The following is a 17,612-nucleotide window of genomic DNA, read 5'->3' as shown; positions in this document are numbered from 1 at the left end:
ACCCTCCATTACTTCAATGTAAGAAATTCTGCAATTGGTCCGAGTACTAACATCGGGAAGAATGTTAATGCACCAACAATTACAATTGTTCCGATAAAGATACCACCAAATAAACTATTATCTGTACGGAACGTTCCGACTGTTTCTGGCACTACCGTTTTTTCTTTCAACGAAGCTGCCACAGCTAGCATCGTAATTAAACTGAAGTAACGTCCTAAAAACATAACTAAACCAGTCGTAATATTCCAAAACGGTGTATTATCTCCTAATCCTTCAAATCCAGATCCGTTATTCGCAGCTGACGATGTATATTCATATACAACTTGCGTTAAACCGTGGAAACCGGAATGAGAAATAGCATCCGTCCCTAAATTTGTTGAAAGAGCTAATGCCGAAAAGCCTAAAATGAGCAATGGATGAAATAGTATCGTGACCGCAATTAATTTCATTTCCTTACCTTCAATCTTTTTACCTAAAAACTCTGGTGTCCGTCCAACCATTAACCCAGATATAAACACTGCAATAATTGCATACATAATAATATTTACAAAACCTGCTCCAACGCCGCCATATACTGTGTTTAACATCATATTTACAAGTGGAACTAAACCGCCAATTGGTGTTAACGTATCATGCATCGTATTAACGGCGCCTGTTTCAGCAGCTGTCGTTACCGTTGCGTATAGTGAAGAAAATACTGTTCCAAATCGTACTTCTTTCCCTTCTGTACTTCCTTGTACATGTTCGATACCCATTCCATTTAATGCCGGATTCCCGTTTAGTTCAGATGTCGTAATTGTTATAAATCCTAGTAGAAACACCATGAATAGTGATACGAAGAGAATACGACCTTGTTTTTTATTTCCTACCATTCGTCCGTACGTAAATGGAAGTGCTGTTGGCAATAACATCATAAGCATCATTTGCAAAATATTACTCATTTGTCCTGGGTTTTCAAAAGGATGCGTAGAGTTTGCTCCGAAAAATCCACCGCCGTTATTTCCAAGTTCCTTAATGGAAACGAATGATGCAACAGGCCCACGTAATATACTTTGTTTTGCCCCATCAATCGTTTGTGCTGTAACCGCTCCATCTAACGTTTGCGGTACACCAAGTGCGACAAAGACTAGCGCCGCAATAAATGCGATAGGAAGAAACACTCTCGTTAGTGCTCTCGTAAAATCAACGAAAAAGTTACCAAGTTCTTTTCCAGCGAGCCCTCTTATAAATGCCATAACGAGTGCTAATGTCGTTGCCGGTGCTGCAAACATTAAAAATGTAATTCCGATTAATTGTGATAAATAAGATAAACCATTTTCACCGCTATAATGCTGTAAGTTTGTATCAGCCATAAAACTAATTGCTGTATTAAAAGCGAGCGTAGGCTCCATTCCTTCAATATGTGCTGGATTTAGCGGCAACACACCTTGTAATCTGAAAATGAAATATACGACAACAATCATAAATCCATTGAGTAAAACTAATGATAATGCGTACTGTTTCCACGTTTGATTGTATTCTTTTACACCCGTAATTTTAAAAATAAGTTTTTCAAAAGGGCCGAATACTTTATCTAGCATTTTGCTACCTTGAAAAGCTTTTTCTAAATAAATCCCCATTGGCTTTGCTACTAAAATAAACAAGAGCATTGTAATAATGACTGCAACCCAAATCATAATGAATGATTCCCCCTAATTAAAACTTCTCTGGATTTAATAATGCATACACTAAATACACTGTAATTGCTGCGACTATAACCGATAAGACAATCATCATGATTGCTTTCCTTCTTTCACAACTTTATCTGACCAACTTGCAAGACTTGCCATCGATGCAACTAATAAAATAAAAATCCCGACCATTACAACATCTAACATAACTATCCCTCTCTTCATTTTGTTAAAATTTACCATTTAAATATTAAAAAAGAACACTGAGCTCTACTCAGTGTTCAAAAAATGAACAACAAAAAGTAAACCTCCTCTCTAAACGCTTACGAGGTTAGCTGTCGGATTCGGGCCTAAAGAGTAGCCCTACTTTCAAAACTGAAAGATTCACCCCAAGTGACGATGCACAAAATTGGTTCCCCCGCTCCATTTCTGGAACTCAGCGATTTTAGGTTTTTTTGGAAATTTTATGAATGATTTATGAGAGTAAATATACTCCTCTATATTTCACTTGTAAAGGGGTAAATTACTGAAAATAAGAAAATATCCATCTATTTAAACGCTTACATTGAGTATTATTAATATTCTTTCATCTATTTACTCGTCTTTTCTTTCATTTTCACAGAAATGATCTTTTCAATACGAAATAAAAAGAGCGAATGACATAAAGTGCATAGCTTGTTGCACTTAGCATTCGCTCTTTTTATTTCACTATTTATTCTCCTCGTAAAAAAGCACGTAAATTTCTCCCGCGAATATAAACCTGTGACAATTCTGCATGTAGCTGCTCATATTCGGTAATATCCACCTCTAAATACAAAGCATCTTTTGATGGTAATATAATATACGGCCCTGGAAAAAGGGGATCGATCTGAACCAATTCTTGAACTCGCTCTACCGATACTGCCCAACGATTTGCTATATCTCCAAGTAATAGTACCTTCATCATTTCTTCCCCCGCTCTATTCAAAAAATAAAAAAGAAATATTATCACAATTTGTAAACACGACAAACTTAGCTCCAATTGTTTCATAGAGCCTCGCTGGATATCGTTTATTCCTTGTAACAACAGTAATAGGTGCTTGAAAAGAAAAGCGAATGTGTTCTGTGAAAAAACTAACGATTGGAAGCTCATCCCCTAGTAAAATCACCTTCTTAATACACTCAAAAATACTAGTAAAGTCCTGCTCCTTACTGCAACTATAAGTCCAATCAAACCCACAATTCCTAACTTCAGCCGCTATCTCTTCATTTGCCGTAAAAATAATTAACTCATGTTGAAATGATACTAGATCTCTTAAACTATCTACCTTACTTTCTTCTCCAACACAAATAAGTGTTAGTTCCATGTACCTCATCCTCCTTAGTATAAAAGAAATCAAACATAGATTGATATTCCCCTATACTAATCAGATCGATGAAGTGATGTATCCATCATGGCACCGTCCTCTCTCAAGACGCTTACGAAGTTAGCTGTCGGATTCGGACTTTGAGAGTAGCCCTACTTTCAAAGTTGAAAGATTCACCCCTAGTGCAGACGCACAAATTGGTTCCTCCGCTCCATATAATTGGACTCAGCGTTTACAAAAAAATATATTCTGGCTGATATATTACTCCTGTATTTTGAAAAAGTAAACAGAAAAAAAGCCAGTTATAAAACTGGCTTTTCACTTATCTATACACGCGTTCTATTCACTTTATACGCAAAATGATTCGTCGGTCCATGACCACTACCAATATTCAATGGCTCTTCAATTGCTATACTAATAAATCGTTTTGCTTCTTGAACAGCATCTTCAATTGAGTATCCTTTCGCAAGTCCTGCTGTAACCGCTGAAGCAAATGTGCACCCACTTCCGTGCGTTTGCTTTGAAGGAATTCGCTCGCTTCTAAACTCAATAAATTCTTCTCCATCAAAGAGGAAATCAATTACTTCATTACCTTGATATTCTGCATGTCCGCCCTTCATAAGCACATATTTAGCACCTAATTTGTGCAATACTTTTGCAGCTTCCTTACTATCTTCAACATTATGAATCTCCATCCCAGTTAACACTTCTGCTTCTGGAACATTCGGTGTTATAACGGTTGCTACTGGTAATAAATATTCTTGTAATGCATGAACTGCTTCTTGCTGTAATAATGATGCACCGCCTTTTGCGATCATAACGGGATCTAGCACAATATTATTCCAGCCAAATTTTTTAATTTGTTCTGCAACAATTTGAATTATTTCACTACTAAATAACATTCCTAGTTTCACTGCATCTGGTGTTAAATCCGTACCAATTGAATTCAGCTGTTCTGTAATACCTTCTAAAGGAACAGGATATACCCCTTGAACGCCAAGCGTGTTTTGAGCAGTAATTGCCGTAATAGCCGTCATTCCGTATACACCAAGCTCTTGGAATGTTTTTAAATCTGCCTGAATTCCAGCACCACCGCCGCTATCAGACCCTGCAATTGTTAAAGCTTTATTCACTTTCATCCCACTCATCCTTTTCTATCCAAAATAGCGATGATAAATCGTTTTTGCTTCGCTTATATCTTTCGTTCCATGTACGAGCACACGGCCATCTTTAAAGGCGACTAACCTCTTGTCTTCAACAGAAAATGATAATAAATATGGATTTACATTTAAATCATTCACGCGACCTTCCAGCAACTCTTTATATTGTTCAAAATTTATTTCTTCTTTATGAGGTGGTCTAATTTGAACTGTATTTCGTCCGCATAAAACTGCTGTTTTTGATGTGTTCTCTTTATTTAAATATGGATACAATGCATTCTCTCCACATGAAGGACAATTATGCTGGCGAAGCTTTTGTACATTCATACATAAATACTCATTCTTCCACATATCAAACGATACAAGCCCATCTCGAAGTGATTCGTAATCTTCTACTAACAGTTTAAGAGCTTCTGTTACTTGATGAGAAACGACAAGAGATACAGCAGGTGATATAATACCCGCTGTATCACATGTTGCCCCGCCAAGCGGAATCGACTGTAATAAACATGATAAACATGGTGTTTTACTAGGAAGGATTGTGTAAGAAAGACCGTAACTACCTACACATGCACCGTAAATCCATGGAATAGAATATTTTTGTGCTATATCATTCACAATAAAGCGTGTTTCGAAATTATCAGTCGCATCAATAATTACATCAACGTTTGTAACAAGTTCTTCTAGCTCTTCAGCTGTTACATCTTGAACGAGAGCTTTTATTGTTACATCGCTATTAATCTCTTCTAAACGTTTTTTAGCCGCTATAGCTTTTGGGAGATTATTCTTTACGTCGCTCTCTGCATACAATTGTTGTCTTTGTAAATTACTCCAATCTACATAATCACGGTCAACAATTGTTATCTTGCCCACACCCGCTCTTACAAACATCTCTGCATTTGCACTACCTAATGCACCTGCACCGATAATAAGTACATGCTTTTCTCTTATCTTTTGCTGCCCTTCTGCTCCAATTGGAGAAAATAGTTCTTGGCGAGAATATCGATTATTCAACTACGCTCATTCCTTCTAAAGGACTACTTGCAGTTGCACAGCGCTTACGTGCAATACGACCTGCTTCAAATCCTAAACGGCCTGCTTCAATACTTAGTTTCATTGCTTGTGCCATTTTAATAGGATCTTTTGCTCCTGATACAGCTGTATTTAATAACACACCATCTGCTCCTAATTCCATTGCAAATGCCGCATCAGCTGGGCTACCAATACCAGCATCAACGATAACTGGTACTGTCGCTTGTTCAATAATGAAGCCCAAATTTAATGGATTTACAATACCAAGTCCTGATCCGATTGGAGATGCTCCTGGCATAATCGCATGCACGCCAAGCTCTTGTAATTTACGTGCTAATACAACATCATCAGATGTGTACGGAAGTACGATAAATCCTTCTTCCAGTAACTTTTCAGATGCCTTTAACGTTTCTACCGGATCCGGTAATAACGTTCTATCATCACCAATAACTTCTACCTTTATCATGTCACAAAGCCCAGACGCTTTTGCTAATTTTGCAATGCGAACAGCCTCTTCAGCATTTTTTGCCCCTGCTGTATTTGGTAATAACGTATATTTTTTCACATCAAGTTTCTCTAATAAATTAGGTTGCTTTGCATCAAAGATATCCATACGACGTACTGCAAACGTTAAAATTTCAGCTTCAGAAACGTCAATTGCCTTTTGCTGTACGTCAAAATCAGGGAATTTACCTGTTCCTAATAAAAGTCTAGAATGAAATGAAAATGGTCCAATGTTCAACATAATCAACCGCCTCCTACGAAAGTTACAATCTCAATTTGGTCTCCATCAAAAACAGATGTATCTGTATGATCATCTTTTTGTAAAATATCTTTATTACGCTCTACTACAACAATTCTGTTATCTAGCTCTAAATGTGTAAGTAACTCAGCTACTGTTTTTACACTCGCTGGCACTTCAATTTGGTTACCATTAATTTTTAAATTCAAACTTCCATCCCCTTTCTAAACTCTTCTAGAAAGCAATGAATCTAGCAAATGATTCTCTTGCTTTCCTTCTATTAAATCAGCCATATATTGGCCAGAAATAGGACTTAATAAAATACCGTTTCGATAATGGCCCGTACAAGCATATAAACCTTTTATTTCTTCATGCTCTCCCATATAAGGAGCTTCATGATTCGATTGTGGTCGTAATCCTGCCCACGTGCTTTCCCATTCTGCTTCTTTTAAAGCTGGCAATATTGTATAAGCACGCTCTAATATAGAAGTTATACTTTCTGGCTGCACAGTTTTATTGAACGTATGTGGCTTCATTGTTGCCCCAATTACATAACGTCCACCGCGCTTTGGAGTAATGTAAAATCTTTCTTGAAAAATAGGTGCTTTTAAAAGTTGTTTTCTACTTCTTACCGCAACCACTTCTCCTTTAACTGGATATGTACCCCAATCACGGTGAAAATAACTGAGTAACTGCGTGCTCCATGAACCTCCTGCAATAACGACTTTCTCACATGTGACAATACCTTCACTTGTAATAACTCCAGTCACTTTATTATTTTCAATACGAATATCAAACACTTCTGTCTGTTCATATATATCAGCACCGGAAATTGCTGCAGAATGTGCGAATGCTTTCGTAAGCTCTGGTGCAATAACATGACCGTCTTTCGGATAATATACTGCTCCTATAATAGATTCGGATAGATATGGCTCTTTTTCCCGCACATGGTCTCCCGTTAGAAAATAAGAATCTTCACCTGTTTTCTGCTGCCAATCCATAATGTGAAGAATTCTTTCCTTCTCATCTGCATTTTGAGCAATACGATAAATTCCTTTTTCTTCATATCCAATATCAATACCCGTCTTTTCACGTAAAACTGCTGCAAGTTGTGGAAATATAGCTCGGCTTTCTCTAGCAAGTTCAAATAGCGGATCATACGCATCCCATTCTGCCTGAACCCCGAGTAAACCAGCAGCTGCTTTCGAAGCTTCCGATGCAATTTTTTGCTTCTCTACAATCGCTACTTTATGTCCTCTTTCTGCTAGAAAATGTGCAACTGAACTACCAATTACACCACCACCAATAATCGCTACATCATACTTCTCACACATGTTTTTCCGCCCACTTTCTTATTGATTCCTTATAAGACTTCGCTTTGCTATACGGGTTACTACTACTTACAATTCCAGACATAACTGCTATACCACTTACACCGTTAGTAAGAACATCCACTGTGTTTTCTGGGGTAATTCCTCCAATTGCTGTAATCGGTATAGATAAACACCTTGCAATGTCTGAAATTTCTTCAAGCCCTCTCGCTGGCACACCTTTTTTACAATCTGTCGGAAATACATGGCCATAAACGAGTGAATCCGCTCCATTTTTAAAAGCTACTATTGCTTCATCTAGCGAATGCACAGAATAACCGACATGCAAATACGAAAACTTTTCTTTCACTGACTTTACATCTGTACTTCGATATCCTAGTTGAACACGAGGAATATTTAATAAAATGGCGATATCAATTCGATCGTTTATGACAATTTTAGAAGCCGGAAAGCCCTCCATTAATAGACTTTCCACACCTTCATATAATTCCTTCGTACTCTTCTCACGCTCACGAATATGCAAATAATCAATCTCACTCTCAATTTGCATCGCTACATTCACTAACTCTTCGAATGGCATATGGCCATTTGAGATTACGTGGAGCTCATTTTTCATATTCATTCGCCTACTTTAAAATATTTTCGAATAGTTCATCGGCTGGGACGGTTTCTTTCGTCATTCCTTTGTCTTTCAGCCATTTATTTTGTTTTTCCCATGATTCTTTTGAATCTGATAAAAATGGCTCATCTTTCGTTTCCATCTTCTCTAATAAAATTTTCATACTTTCTTTTTCAACTTCTGGCACAAGCGGGAAGTTTTCTTTTTCTTGATGATTTAATAAAATATTTAATGCTTCATCTGGATTTTTCTTCATGAAATCATAGCCTTTTTTCGTACCACGTAAGAAGGCTTGCAACGCTTCTTTATCTTTTTTCAACGTTTTATCACCTGTTACAAATACAAGCTCATGATAATTCGGTACACCATAATCTGCTGGATTAAAGTACGCTGGTTCATGACCTTCATGACGCATAACAGGTACTTCATGGTTAATGTATGCCCCTGTTACCGCATCCACTTTTTTCGTAATTAATGCTGGTACTAAATCAAAGCCAACATCGACTACTTTCACTGTATCTGGATTACCACCAGCTTCTTTTACCATCGTTTTTAAATACATCTCACTTAAAGGTGTTCCAGAATAGCCAACTGTTTTCCCCTCTAAATCTTTTGGCGATTGAATGCCTGCTGATTTCAGCGATACAACATGATTTAATGGTGAACGTACGACAGCTCCAATTGATTTTACTGGAATTTGTTCATTTGCTTTTGCCATGACAACATCTGGCTGATAATATAAACCAACCGTTACTTTTCCTGCAGCTGCTAAAGTTAATGGATCAGTCGGATTAGAAGGGAATTTTATATTCACCTTTACTCCTTCTTCTTTAAAATAGCCTTTTTCAATTGCTGCATAAATAAAGCTATGTACCGCATTTGGGTACCAATCAAGCATGACCGTTATTTCTTTTTCCTTTTTACCCTTATCTGACGCTGAGTTACTAGAACATCCAGCAATCATTGCAACTAATAATGTCAACACAAAGATGCTTTTTAAAAATTTCATGAATACTTCCTCCAACTAATAAATTTCTTTTCTAATACTGAGATAAGTATGACGAAGAAAATAGCTAATAATGATAACAATACAATAGGTGCAAATACGCCAGCTCCATCTAACTGCGTCATCATTCTCTTACTGAAATATCCAAGCCCAGCTTGTGCACCGAGCCATTCTCCAATTGCTGCTCCGATAACACTAAGCGGAACTGCAATTTTTAAAGCTGAGAAAAAATAAGGAAGAGCAGATGGCAACTTTAATTTAAGAAAAACATCTTTTTTCGTTGCCCCATACGTAACTAATAGCTCCTCCCATTCTTTTTTCGTACTGCGTAGTCCATCATACGTATTGACCGCAATTGGGAAAAACGTAATTAAAACTGTGACAACAACCTTACTCCAAATTGTGTATCCAAACCATAAAACAAATAGCGGAGCAAGCGCAGTAATCGGAATCGTTTGTGAAGCAACTAATAATGGATAAAATGCTCTCTCCATCCATGTACTCACATTCATTAACATCGCTAGCCCTACACCTAATACGATAGAGATAACAACACCTATTAAAACGACGTATAACGTTGCAGGTAAATGAACTGTAAATAATATGTCTTTTAGTTTCCATATCTTCATTACAATCGCAGAAGGTGACGGTAAAATGTACATCTCATCTACAATTCTTGCTCCTATTTCCCACACAGCTAGTAAAGTACTAAAAAGTGTAATAGCAGGAACTAATTCTTTCAATCGGTTCATCACACAAGTACCTGCCTTTGTAACATACTAAGAAGCTCATCTTTCAGCGCTAATACTTCCGGTTTATATAAATCTTTTCGTGTTCTGTTATGATCAAGCGGTACAGTCCGCTCAGTCAAAGTCGTTATCGGCTGCTGTTCCACTACTAAAACTCGGTTTGAAAGAAATAACGCTTCTTCAACATCATGAGTAATGAATAAAATTGTTTTTTCCCACTCTTGCCATTGTTCAAACAACCATTCTTGCAAAGAGGTCTTCGTTAAAGCATCCAATGCACTAAATGGTTCATCTAACAGCAATATTTCCCCGCCTGTTAATAAAGTTCGAATAAAAGATACACGTTGTCTCATACCACCAGATAAATCTTTCGGATATTTTTTCTCATACCCTTGCAAACCAAATTTATGTAACAGTTCCTTTGCCTTTACTTGTGCTTCTTTCTTCTGTACACCTTGGCACTCTAGCGGCAGGGCAGCATTCTCAATAATTGTTCTCCACGGCAAAAGCATATCTTTTTGCGGCATATATCCTACAGGATGGTGCTTTGTTTCTGTCAGTTCTATCTGTCCAGTACTTACCTTTTCTAGACCTGTAATAAGGCGAAATAAAGTACTTTTCCCACATCCACTCGGTCCGATAATACTGACAAACTCTTTCTCATGTATAGAAGCATTTAATTCATGGATGATTGGTTTCTCATCATAATGAAAAGAAACATTATGAAACTGTAGTATGTTCTTGCTCCTCAAATCCCCACATCTCCTTACGATAGGACATATCCCAGAATAAATATTCAAATCGACTGGAATATAAGAAAATCTCCTCTAATCTTTCTAGTTCTGTCTCAGACTTTCCAACTGCCATTTCATTTAATAAATCTATTAACCAAATACACAGATTACCGTATTCTTCCGAACTATATCCTTGAATCCACTCACCAAAAAACTCATGATCTCTTGCTCCAGGAATATCATTTAAACGCTTTCCAATTTCCCAATAGCTCCACATACATGGAAGAAGCGCTGCTATTAATTCCGCAAGTGTGCCATTTTGAGATACAGACATCATGTAATTTGTATAAGCTAAATTTTTAGCAGATGGTTTCGCAGACTCTATCTCCTCTATAGAAATTCCAAGTCTTTTTGCATATTGTTTATGGATTGTCATTTCGCCATTTAATATTCCATCAATTTGTTCAGCGAACTTTCCCATTACTTGTGGATTCGTTGCTTTTACAACACCAATCGCATATAACTTTGCATAATCTAGCAGATATAAATAGTCTTGAATAATATAATACTGGAATTTATCTTTTTCTAACGTGCCATCTCCCATACCCACTACAAACGGATGATTATGACTCATCTCCCAAACCGGTTGCACAGTTTCTAATAATCTATCGCAAAATTTCATTTCTCTATCCCCTTTCAATATATGTATCTAAATAAAAAACCACTTCTATATATAAGAAGTGGTTACAGCAAATAAAGTTATACATTTATTCGATGTTCCACTTCCCTTCGCTAGTATTACCTAGATCAGGTGTTGTAAGGGTTAAGGATTATTCCTCTCTCAGCAAATCAAGCACCCCTAGTGGTTTCAATATGAAATTTTTAAATAAAAAAGCCCCGTTTCTATACGCAAAGAAACGGGGACTCATTGTTAGTGTCCGAATTGCTTCCCTACGCTAGCATAATCTAGATCAGGTAATAAAAAGGATCAAAGGCTTACGGCCTACTCTCAGCTGGCAACACCAGCTCTCCTAGCAAACTATAAAATTATCACTGTCAGTATAACACCCTAATAAGACATCATCAACTTTTTTAATTTTCTTAATTATTAACAGAATATCAAAGTTATACAATACATACATTCTATTTTAGAAAATAAAACCCCAATTAATTGCATAAGAAGGAATCATTATCCTCAAAAAATTTATTTTTATATTGATTTCATATTACATTTATGTGAATACACCCACTATATTATATCTTTATACTATAATAAAATTACAACTATACAACTAGAGGAGGTCTCTATTCCATGAATATGAAAGCTACTGCTTTAACAGCAACTACTGTAGCGATTGCTTCTTTACTTCCTTCTATGGGTGAAACAAATGTACAAAAAGCAAACGCTGAACAATTATCTAATATTAAAACTGGGTATGTCAAAGTCGATCAAGTAGCATTACATACAGAAGATAACGTAAAAAGCACATCAATTGATACAATTCGCTTTAATACAAAAGTGAACATCCTTGAAACAACTAATGAGTGGTATAAAGTATCTGTTCATAATAAAGTAGGTTATGTACAAAAAGATGCTATTTTACTAAAAAACAAACTTCATTCTAATGATCAATACATCGTTAATGCTAATGCATTAAACTTTCGCTCTGAACCTAATTTAGAATCTTCCATTTTAGATGTATTACCAAATGGCAAGTTTATTACCGTTCAAGAAGATCAAGGCGAATGGTATAAAATATCGCATAATGGCCAAACAGGTTACGTACAAAAAGCATTCATCTCTAATGGTTCACAACCCTTAGTAAAAGGAATCACCGTTCAAAATAATACAAAATATACTGTTGCAACACCTAATCTAAATGTACGTAGCAACGCTAGTACAAGTAGCGCTCTACTCGGTTCATTACAAAACGGTACACAAGTACAAGTAGTAGAAACTGTAGGAACTTGGTATAAAATTCGTTTTGGCACAGGATACGGGTATGTAGCAAAACACTATGTAGTACAAAATCAACCACAAGCTAAAACAGATCAACCTTCATCAATTCCAGCTGCTTTCAAATTCCCTGCTCAAGGAAGAATTAGCTCAACCTTTGATATACGCTGGGAACAAATGCATTATGGTATAGATATTGCCGCTCCAGGAAACGTCTCTATCCAAGCTGCTGCTGCAGGTAAAGTTGTGAAATCTTATTATTCAGCTAGCTATGGCAATGTTGTTTTCATTGCGCATCAAATCAATGGGAAATTATATACAACTGTTTATGCTCATATGAAGGATCGCACTGTACAAGCTGGTGATCAAGTACAAACTGGACAATTAATAGGTCATATGGGAAACACAGGTCATTCATACGGGCAACATCTTCATTTTGAATTACATAATGGAGAATGGAATTTTGAAAAAACAAATGCAGTAAATCCACTGCCATATTTAGTTAGGTAAATTGTATGCCACGCAATATACCTCTTATAATTGAATACGTAGCCTTTTTAGGTTTAATCTGTTGTTTAATCATTTACAATACAAACATTGTATTTTTATCTATTATTATTGCTTTTGTTGCATTAGAAATTATGATGGAATCATTTCAAGTGCAACTAAAACAAAAAATTGCCCATATTTATAATGCTATTTTTCTTTTGAGTGCTCTCATAACAAATATAATTAGTAATGGCTTTTATTTATCTACTGTATTTCCAGTATTCTTTATGGCTGTTTTATTATTTGTAGCTAGATATATTAATGTCCCTTATAAACAAAAACAAGAACAAGAACACGAAGCTTAGAAAGAGGAGACACTGTGTACCAATCTTTCAAAGATACTCCAATAAAATACATGTTGAATTTGTATAAGAAAGCCAATACTTTTTTTGGTATACAAGGAAGTTATACTGCACAACTTCTCCTATATGGAATGTTGTTTCTTGTCTTAATCATTTTCTCCTTGTTTTACTAACAAAAAAGGATCTCACATAAACTGGAGATCCTTTTTAATTTATATTAATTTTTCATATCGAAAATATTGTTTATCCACAAGCATATTTTTCATAAATAAAGCTCAGATTATATTTTTTCTCTAAGCTCATTCGTTGTTCATCATCGCACCAATAGAAAAGAATATCATGAATCGTTGCATAACGCTTATTTTTAAGAAATAGCCTAAAGAATGATGGTAAACAATCATGTAATTGTATAAATATATAATTGCGTAGTGTTTCTTCTTTATATTCAATGCCCTTACAAATATACAGTAATTCTTCACAATAATATGCATGCTGTGGAACTTGTATCATTTCGAAAAATGGCACATAAGATAGTAGCTTTCCAATAAAATGACCATATCGATCCATTACTCCTATCGTCATATGCTCCATCATTTCTTTCATCACATATAAATAATCATCTACATGCGTTGTCTTTAATGGGTCTAAGCGATCGGAAATTTGAGATAATACAGCTCTTTGACATGCTAAAACTGCCTGACTAGGTCCATAATATGATAGGAAATCTGTACACTTACGATATTTCCGTAATAAATCATGTGTATACAAATCATATACAAAAGTATTACAATACATTGCTAAACTCATCATATCACTATTTAATTGCTCTTTTGATAATGATTTCGCTCTCTTGCACATATAAAAGAATGTAAATTCCAATACTTCTTTATGAGATAATAAATGTTTACAATCGGTTATACACTTCTCATTAAATTTAACTCTATCCCAAATTTCAATATCCCTATCTGTCAATTCACCTATACGATATTTAATAATTAAATAATTTAAAGCAACTGATTGCGTCAAAAGATCCCATGTTTCATATTCCAATGAAGTATGAACAAACTCAGCTAATCCTTGCGCTATCATAAAATCATTTGCCTCTTCATACCAACCAATCTCTTGGCATAAGCGAAGAATACGCACTAAAGTTGGAATTTCATCTTTATGAAACTGCGGTAATTTCTTTGCTTTATTCATGCCATATACGATAAATGCCGCTAAATTTTCTTCTTTATAAAATTCTTTCTCTTTCCATACTAATATAGTTCGTTCTTTCCCCTCACCTTTTGGGTGACAAGGTACAAGCAAAGAAAATAATTCAGCGAAATTATTTGGTTCTATATATGTATCTGTAACCAAATTCCAATTTGGATCGCCCTGTACAGCCTTCATATAATTCCCCTTCCCTTTTCATCTATGTAGGAAATATTAATTTATTATCGCACCACTAAAAATTAATATTGTTATATTCAAAATCTATCATAATACTTATATCTATCAGTATATCATCTTTTCTCTTATTAAAAATTAAGAATAACAAATTTTAAAAAAATGTCGAAATTATTAACCGTATCCTTATTATATAATGTCTCAGATACATCACGCTAACATATTAGTTTAATCCATATATGCTAGAATAATGCATCTGAACTTTATATATAATTTAGCTCTTTATGAGTGACCATTAAACTCTCGGTTAATTAAAGTTTCAATTTACTCTGTACGCTCTGAGATTTCGCTCAAGGCAAATCCAGCTTGATCATCTGCTGATTCCCTTATAGCTAAATCTCCTAGTGCTAACATGCCAATAAGCTGACCACTATCAACTACTGGTAACCGTCTAATTTGATACTGTGCCATTAGCTCTGTAGCTTTTTCAATAGAATCATTTGGAGAAACTGAGATAATATTTGTTGTCATTACATTTGTAATTTTATTAGATCCAGGATGTTTTTCAGCAATCCCTCGAACAACTAAATCTCGATCAGTAACAAGCCCAACAACTTGCTCATTTTCAACAACAGGAATTAATCCAACCGATTCTTCCTTCATTTTTACAGCTGCCTCATATACATTGTCTAGCGGTGTACAATGTACAATATGGGTACTCATTAAGTCTCTAACTTGTGTCATTATTTATTTCCTCCTTTTTATACATACCATAGCTTTTCCAAAATTCCTTTATTTATTTCTGGAAAGTAACATTATAAAAAGGATTAACAAAATAAAAAAGAGCCAGCATAATGCTGACTCTTTTTTGTATGACCCGTACGGGATTCGAACCCGTGTTACCGCCGTGAAAGGGCGGTGTCTTAACCACTTGACCAACGGGCCATGGCTCCGCAGGTAGGACTCGAACCTACGACCGATCGGTTAACAGCCGATAGCTCTACCACTGAGCTACTGCGGAATAATATATGATGGGCCTAAATGGACTCGAACCATCGACCTCACGCTTATCAGGCGTGCGCTCTAACCAGCTGAGCTATAGGCCCATATACTTACAGGGGCAGTAGGAATCGAACCCACACTGGAGGTTTTGGAGACCTCAGTTCTACCTTTAAACTATGCCCCTAAATGATGCCGGCTAGAGGACTTGAACCCCCAACCTACTGATTACAAGTCAGTTGCTCTACCAATTGAGCTAAGCCGGCATAAAAAAAATGGTGGCTCGGGACGGAATCGAACCGCCGACACGAGGATTTTCAGTCCTCTGCTCTACCGACTGAGCTACCGAGCCAACATAAATGGCGGTCCCGACCGGGGTCGAACCGGCGATCTCCTGCGTGACAGGCAGGCATGTTAACCACTACACCACGGGACCATTTGGTTGCGGGGACAGGATTTGAACCTGCGACCTTCGGGTTATGAGCCCGACGAGCTACCGTACTGCTCCACCCCGCGACAATATTAAATTTAAAAAATGGAGGAGGTAGAGGGATTCGAACCCCCGCGCGACTCTCGCCGCCTGTCGGTTTTCAAGACCGATCCCTTCAGCCGAACTTGGGTATACCTCCATGAAGGAAAAATAAATATTTTATTATTATATGTCTAAACCATTTAAAAGAAAATGGAGGAGGTAGAGGGATTCGAACCCCCGCGCGATTCTCACCGCCTGTCGGTTTTCAAGACCGATCCCTTCAGCCGAACTTGGGTATACCTCCGAGACATATATTAAATAAAGTGGAGCCTAGCGGGATCGAACCGCTGACCTCCTGCGTGCAAGGCAGGCGCTCTCCCAGCTGAGCTAAGGCCCCATGTTTTTTGGAATATCGGGAAGACAGGATTTGAACCTGCGACCCCCTGGTCCCAAACCAGGTGCTCTACCAAGCTGAGCCACTTCCCGTTAATAAAAGCGCGCCCGAGAGGAGTCGAACCCCTAACCTCTTGATCCGTAGTCAAACGCTCTATCCAATTGAGCTACGGGCGCATATGGTGCCGAGGGCGGGGGTCGAACCCGCACGGTGGTCACCCACCGCAGGATTTTAAGTCCTGTGCGTCTGCCTGTTCCGCCACCCCGGCATGTCATATTGAAAATTGGAGCGGAAGACGGGATTCGAACCCGCGACCCCAACCTTGGCAAGGTTGTATTCTACCACTGAACTACTTCCGCAAGACATGTATGAGTTGTTTTATTAAAAGTGCGGGTGAAGGGAGTCGAACCCCCACGCCAAAGGCGCTAGATCCTAAGTCTAGTGCGTCTGCCAATTCCGCCACACCCGCATGTTTTATTAAAAATGGTGAGCCATGAAGGATTCGAACCTTCGACCCTCTGATTAAAAGTCAGATGCTCTACCAACTGAGCTAATGGCTCTTAATGGCTGGGCTAGCTGGATTCGAACCAGCGCATGACGGAGTCAAAGTCCGTTGCCTTACCGCTTGGCTATAGCCCAATAATTAAGAATGGTGGAGGGGGGCAGATTCGAACTGCCGAACCCGAAGGAGCGGATTTACAGTCCGCCGCGTTTAGCCACTTCGCTACCCCTCCGACATATATGGTGGAGGATGACGGGATCGAACCGCCGACCCCCTGCTTGTAAGGCAGGTGCTCTCCCAGCTGAGCTAATCCTCCATTTTGCCTGGCAACGTCCTACTCTCACAGGGACAAGGTCCCAACTACCATCGGCGCTAGAGAGCTTAACTTCCGTGTTCGGTATGGGAACGGGTGTGACCTCTCTGCCATCATTACCAGACTGTATTCATTTAAGACAAGAATCATTTTAACTTATTTACTTTTGAAAGTCAACAAGTTTTTATATTCTTTCAAAACTAGATAACATTGCTTCATATTATATGGTTAAGTCCTCGATCTATTAGTATTCGTCAGCTCCACATGTCACCATGCTTCCACCTCGAACCTATCAACCTGATCATCTTTCAGGGATCTTACTAGCTTACGCTATGGGAAATCT

Annotated in this window: 19 protein-coding genes, 20 tRNA genes, 2 rRNA genes and 4 riboswitches; of the genes, 2 read left to right on the top strand and 39 right to left on the bottom strand. The window is 37.4% G+C overall.

Annotated elements, in window-relative coordinates:
- Window positions 1–8: 8 nt before the first annotated feature.
- The 15 genes from kdpA to tenA form a co-directional block, all read right to left on the bottom strand.
- Window positions 9–1,676 (bottom strand): potassium-transporting ATPase subunit KdpA, encoded by a 1,668-nt coding sequence (kdpA, locus tag ACYFX0_RS26900; protein ID WP_000638320.1) that lies wholly within the window; start codon window positions 1,674–1,676, stop codon window positions 9–11.
- Between the two features lie 19 nt (window positions 1,677–1,695).
- Window positions 1,696–1,773: a K(+)-transporting ATPase subunit F gene (kdpF, locus tag ACYFX0_RS26895; protein WP_223153441.1), complete on the bottom strand. Its 78-nt coding sequence runs from the start codon at window positions 1,771–1,773 to the stop codon at window positions 1,696–1,698.
- Window positions 1,773–1,877: a SipW-dependent-type signal peptide-containing protein gene (locus tag ACYFX0_RS26890; RefSeq protein WP_000887894.1), complete on the bottom strand. Its 105-nt coding sequence runs from the start codon at window positions 1,875–1,877 to the stop codon at window positions 1,773–1,775. Before ACYFX0_RS26890 ends, kdpF begins: the two co-directional genes overlap by 1 nt.
- Window positions 1,878–1,976: 99 nt before the next feature.
- Window positions 1,977–2,122, bottom strand: a riboswitch (cyclic di-AMP (ydaO/yuaA leader).
- 260 nt (window positions 2,123–2,382) lie between these two features.
- Complete coding sequence (locus ACYFX0_RS26885) at window positions 2,383–2,616, bottom strand: hypothetical protein (protein ID WP_003309103.1); 234 nt, start codon at window positions 2,614–2,616, stop codon at window positions 2,383–2,385.
- 13 nt (window positions 2,617–2,629) lie between these two features.
- A complete protein-coding gene (locus ACYFX0_RS26880; protein ID WP_000424070.1) occupies window positions 2,630–3,016 on the bottom strand; it encodes a hypothetical protein in 387 nt (128 codons plus the stop codon).
- 93 nt (window positions 3,017–3,109) lie between these two features.
- Window positions 3,110–3,257, bottom strand: a riboswitch (cyclic di-AMP (ydaO/yuaA leader).
- 85 nt (window positions 3,258–3,342) lie between these two features.
- Window positions 3,343–4,155: a bifunctional hydroxymethylpyrimidine kinase/phosphomethylpyrimidine kinase gene (gene thiD / locus ACYFX0_RS26875; RefSeq protein ID WP_000867373.1), complete on the bottom strand. Its 813-nt coding sequence runs from the start codon at window positions 4,153–4,155 to the stop codon at window positions 3,343–3,345.
- Between the two features lie 15 nt (window positions 4,156–4,170).
- Window positions 4,171–5,190: a thiazole biosynthesis adenylyltransferase ThiF gene (gene thiF, locus ACYFX0_RS26870; protein ID WP_001065410.1), complete on the bottom strand. Its 1,020-nt coding sequence runs from the start codon at window positions 5,188–5,190 to the stop codon at window positions 4,171–4,173.
- Window positions 5,183–5,953 (bottom strand): thiazole synthase, encoded by a 771-nt coding sequence (gene thiG / locus ACYFX0_RS26865; protein WP_000931979.1) that lies wholly within the window; start codon window positions 5,951–5,953, stop codon window positions 5,183–5,185. The genes thiF and thiG overlap by 8 nt, the downstream gene beginning before the upstream one ends.
- A gap of 2 nt (window positions 5,954–5,955) precedes the next feature.
- Window positions 5,956–6,159, bottom strand: coding sequence for a sulfur carrier protein ThiS (gene thiS, locus ACYFX0_RS26860; protein ID WP_001049502.1), 204 nt, complete (start codon window positions 6,157–6,159; stop codon window positions 5,956–5,958).
- Between the two features lie 15 nt (window positions 6,160–6,174).
- Window positions 6,175–7,284: a glycine oxidase ThiO gene (gene thiO, locus ACYFX0_RS26855; RefSeq protein WP_016078108.1), complete on the bottom strand. Its 1,110-nt coding sequence runs from the start codon at window positions 7,282–7,284 to the stop codon at window positions 6,175–6,177.
- A complete protein-coding gene (gene tenI / locus ACYFX0_RS26850) occupies window positions 7,277–7,897 on the bottom strand; it encodes a thiazole tautomerase TenI (RefSeq protein ID WP_000787170.1) in 621 nt (206 codons plus the stop codon). The genes thiO and tenI overlap by 8 nt, the downstream gene beginning before the upstream one ends.
- 10 nt (window positions 7,898–7,907) lie before the next feature.
- Window positions 7,908–8,909: an ABC transporter substrate-binding protein gene (locus ACYFX0_RS26845; RefSeq protein WP_000670447.1), complete on the bottom strand. Its 1,002-nt coding sequence runs from the start codon at window positions 8,907–8,909 to the stop codon at window positions 7,908–7,910.
- A complete protein-coding gene (locus tag ACYFX0_RS26840; RefSeq protein WP_001080852.1) occupies window positions 8,906–9,658 on the bottom strand; it encodes an ABC transporter permease in 753 nt (250 codons plus the stop codon). Before ACYFX0_RS26840 ends, ACYFX0_RS26845 begins: the two co-directional genes overlap by 4 nt.
- Window positions 9,658–10,407 (bottom strand): ABC transporter ATP-binding protein, encoded by a 750-nt coding sequence (locus tag ACYFX0_RS26835; RefSeq protein WP_001256793.1) that lies wholly within the window; start codon window positions 10,405–10,407, stop codon window positions 9,658–9,660. The genes ACYFX0_RS26840 and ACYFX0_RS26835 overlap by 1 nt, the downstream gene beginning before the upstream one ends.
- Window positions 10,376–11,071, bottom strand: a complete 696-nt coding sequence (tenA, locus tag ACYFX0_RS26830) for a thiaminase II (RefSeq protein WP_000666828.1) — start codon at window positions 11,069–11,071, stop codon at window positions 10,376–10,378. Before tenA ends, ACYFX0_RS26835 begins: the two co-directional genes overlap by 32 nt.
- An 85-nt stretch (window positions 11,072–11,156) precedes the next feature.
- Window positions 11,157–11,260: riboswitch (TPP riboswitch) on the bottom strand.
- Window positions 11,261–11,320: 60 nt separating this feature from the next.
- A riboswitch (TPP riboswitch) is annotated at window positions 11,321–11,432 on the bottom strand.
- Between the two features lie 269 nt (window positions 11,433–11,701).
- On the opposite strand from tenA, the gene ACYFX0_RS26825 reads away from it, so the two are divergent.
- Window positions 11,702–12,856, top strand: a complete 1,155-nt coding sequence (locus ACYFX0_RS26825) for an SH3 domain-containing protein (RefSeq protein WP_247727740.1) — start codon at window positions 11,702–11,704, stop codon at window positions 12,854–12,856.
- A gap of 5 nt (window positions 12,857–12,861) precedes the next feature.
- Complete coding sequence (locus ACYFX0_RS26820) at window positions 12,862–13,200, top strand: hypothetical protein (protein WP_001137822.1); 339 nt, start codon at window positions 12,862–12,864, stop codon at window positions 13,198–13,200.
- Window positions 13,201–13,440: 240 nt separating this feature from the next.
- Here the strand turns inward: ACYFX0_RS26820 and ACYFX0_RS26815 are convergent, their stop codons facing one another.
- The 24 genes from ACYFX0_RS26815 to ACYFX0_RS26700 all read right to left on the bottom strand — a co-directional run.
- Window positions 13,441–14,592, bottom strand: coding sequence for a DUF3965 domain-containing protein (locus ACYFX0_RS26815; protein WP_000648912.1), 1,152 nt, complete (start codon window positions 14,590–14,592; stop codon window positions 13,441–13,443).
- 321 nt (window positions 14,593–14,913) lie between these two features.
- Window positions 14,914–15,333, bottom strand: coding sequence for a CBS domain-containing protein (locus ACYFX0_RS26810; RefSeq protein WP_000195543.1), 420 nt, complete (start codon window positions 15,331–15,333; stop codon window positions 14,914–14,916).
- A 129-nt stretch (window positions 15,334–15,462) separates the two neighbouring features.
- A tRNA-Glu gene (locus ACYFX0_RS26805) sits at window positions 15,463–15,534 on the bottom strand.
- Window position 15,535: 1 nt separating this feature from the next.
- Window positions 15,536–15,610 (bottom strand) — tRNA-Asn (locus ACYFX0_RS26800).
- Between the two features lie 11 nt (window positions 15,611–15,621).
- Window positions 15,622–15,695, bottom strand: a tRNA-Ile gene (locus ACYFX0_RS26795).
- Window positions 15,696–15,704: 9 nt separating this feature from the next.
- Window positions 15,705–15,775, bottom strand: a tRNA-Trp gene (locus ACYFX0_RS26790).
- Between the two features lie 6 nt (window positions 15,776–15,781).
- Window positions 15,782–15,854: transfer RNA gene (locus ACYFX0_RS26785), tRNA-Thr, on the bottom strand.
- Between the two features lie 10 nt (window positions 15,855–15,864).
- A tRNA-Phe gene (locus ACYFX0_RS26780) sits at window positions 15,865–15,940 on the bottom strand.
- Between the two features lie 8 nt (window positions 15,941–15,948).
- Window positions 15,949–16,024 (bottom strand) — tRNA-Asp (locus ACYFX0_RS26775).
- 3 nt (window positions 16,025–16,027) lie between these two features.
- A tRNA-Met gene (locus ACYFX0_RS26770) sits at window positions 16,028–16,104 on the bottom strand.
- A gap of 20 nt (window positions 16,105–16,124) precedes the next feature.
- Window positions 16,125–16,217 (bottom strand) — tRNA-Ser (locus ACYFX0_RS26765).
- Between the two features lie 54 nt (window positions 16,218–16,271).
- Window positions 16,272–16,364: transfer RNA gene (locus tag ACYFX0_RS26760), tRNA-Ser, on the bottom strand.
- Window positions 16,365–16,384: 20 nt separating this feature from the next.
- Window positions 16,385–16,457, bottom strand: a tRNA-Ala gene (locus ACYFX0_RS26755).
- A gap of 15 nt (window positions 16,458–16,472) precedes the next feature.
- A tRNA-Pro gene (locus ACYFX0_RS26750) sits at window positions 16,473–16,546 on the bottom strand.
- Between the two features lie 10 nt (window positions 16,547–16,556).
- Window positions 16,557–16,630: transfer RNA gene (locus ACYFX0_RS26745), tRNA-Arg, on the bottom strand.
- Window positions 16,631–16,633: 3 nt separating this feature from the next.
- Window positions 16,634–16,722, bottom strand: a tRNA-Leu gene (locus ACYFX0_RS26740).
- 16 nt (window positions 16,723–16,738) lie between these two features.
- A tRNA-Gly gene (locus ACYFX0_RS26735) sits at window positions 16,739–16,813 on the bottom strand.
- A gap of 29 nt (window positions 16,814–16,842) precedes the next feature.
- Window positions 16,843–16,923: transfer RNA gene (locus ACYFX0_RS26730), tRNA-Leu, on the bottom strand.
- Window positions 16,924–16,938: 15 nt separating this feature from the next.
- Window positions 16,939–17,014: transfer RNA gene (locus ACYFX0_RS26725), tRNA-Lys, on the bottom strand.
- 4 nt (window positions 17,015–17,018) lie between these two features.
- A tRNA-Gln gene (locus tag ACYFX0_RS26720) sits at window positions 17,019–17,093 on the bottom strand.
- Window positions 17,094–17,104: 11 nt separating this feature from the next.
- Window positions 17,105–17,188: transfer RNA gene (locus ACYFX0_RS26715), tRNA-Tyr, on the bottom strand.
- 8 nt (window positions 17,189–17,196) lie between these two features.
- Window positions 17,197–17,272, bottom strand: a tRNA-Val gene (locus ACYFX0_RS26710).
- Between the two features lie 5 nt (window positions 17,273–17,277).
- Window positions 17,278–17,393, bottom strand: a 5S ribosomal RNA gene (gene rrf / locus ACYFX0_RS26705).
- A gap of 100 nt (window positions 17,394–17,493) precedes the next feature.
- Window positions 17,494–17,612 (bottom strand): 23S ribosomal RNA (locus ACYFX0_RS26700); the annotation flags it as partial.

This window comes from Bacillus sp. NEAU-Y102, assembly GCF_054788175.1.
This window is presented reverse-complemented; position numbering and strand designations above follow the sequence as displayed.

What these genes read in the sequence shown, in the direction of transcription:
- kdpA (WP_000638320.1), bottom strand. Translation starts at nt 1,676, where the DNA reads ATGATTTGGGTTGCAGTCATTATTACAATGCTCTTGTTTATTTTAGTA.
- kdpF (WP_223153441.1), bottom strand. Translation starts at nt 1,773, where the DNA reads ATGATTGTCTTATCGGTTATAGTCGCAGCAATTACAGTGTATTTAGTG.
- ACYFX0_RS26890 (WP_000887894.1), bottom strand. Translation starts at nt 1,877, where the DNA reads ATGTTAGATGTTGTAATGGTCGGGATTTTTATTTTATTAGTTGCATCG.
- ACYFX0_RS26885 (WP_003309103.1), bottom strand. Translation starts at nt 2,616, where the DNA reads ATGATGAAGGTACTATTACTTGGAGATATAGCAAATCGTTGGGCAGTA.
- ACYFX0_RS26880 (WP_000424070.1), bottom strand. Translation starts at nt 3,016, where the DNA reads ATGGAACTAACACTTATTTGTGTTGGAGAAGAAAGTAAGGTAGATAGT.
- thiD (WP_000867373.1), bottom strand. Translation starts at nt 4,155, where the DNA reads ATGAAAGTGAATAAAGCTTTAACAATTGCAGGGTCTGATAGCGGCGGT.
- thiG (WP_000931979.1), bottom strand. Translation starts at nt 5,953, where the DNA reads ATGTTGAACATTGGACCATTTTCATTTCATTCTAGACTTTTATTAGGA.
- thiO (WP_016078108.1), bottom strand. Translation starts at nt 7,284, where the DNA reads ATGTGTGAGAAGTATGATGTAGCGATTATTGGTGGTGGTGTAATTGGT.
- tenI (WP_000787170.1), bottom strand. Translation starts at nt 7,897, where the DNA reads ATGAAAAATGAGCTCCACGTAATCTCAAATGGCCATATGCCATTCGAA.
- ACYFX0_RS26845 (WP_000670447.1), bottom strand. Translation starts at nt 8,909, where the DNA reads ATGAAATTTTTAAAAAGCATCTTTGTGTTGACATTATTAGTTGCAATG.
- ACYFX0_RS26840 (WP_001080852.1), bottom strand. Translation starts at nt 9,658, where the DNA reads ATGAACCGATTGAAAGAATTAGTTCCTGCTATTACACTTTTTAGTACT.
- tenA (WP_000666828.1), bottom strand. Translation starts at nt 11,071, where the DNA reads ATGAAATTTTGCGATAGATTATTAGAAACTGTGCAACCGGTTTGGGAG.
- ACYFX0_RS26825 (WP_247727740.1), top strand. Translation starts at nt 11,702, where the DNA reads ATGAATATGAAAGCTACTGCTTTAACAGCAACTACTGTAGCGATTGCT.
- ACYFX0_RS26820 (WP_001137822.1), top strand. Translation starts at nt 12,862, where the DNA reads ATGCCACGCAATATACCTCTTATAATTGAATACGTAGCCTTTTTAGGT.
- ACYFX0_RS26815 (WP_000648912.1), bottom strand. Translation starts at nt 14,592, where the DNA reads ATGAAGGCTGTACAGGGCGATCCAAATTGGAATTTGGTTACAGATACA.
- ACYFX0_RS26810 (WP_000195543.1), bottom strand. Translation starts at nt 15,333, where the DNA reads ATGACACAAGTTAGAGACTTAATGAGTACCCATATTGTACATTGTACA.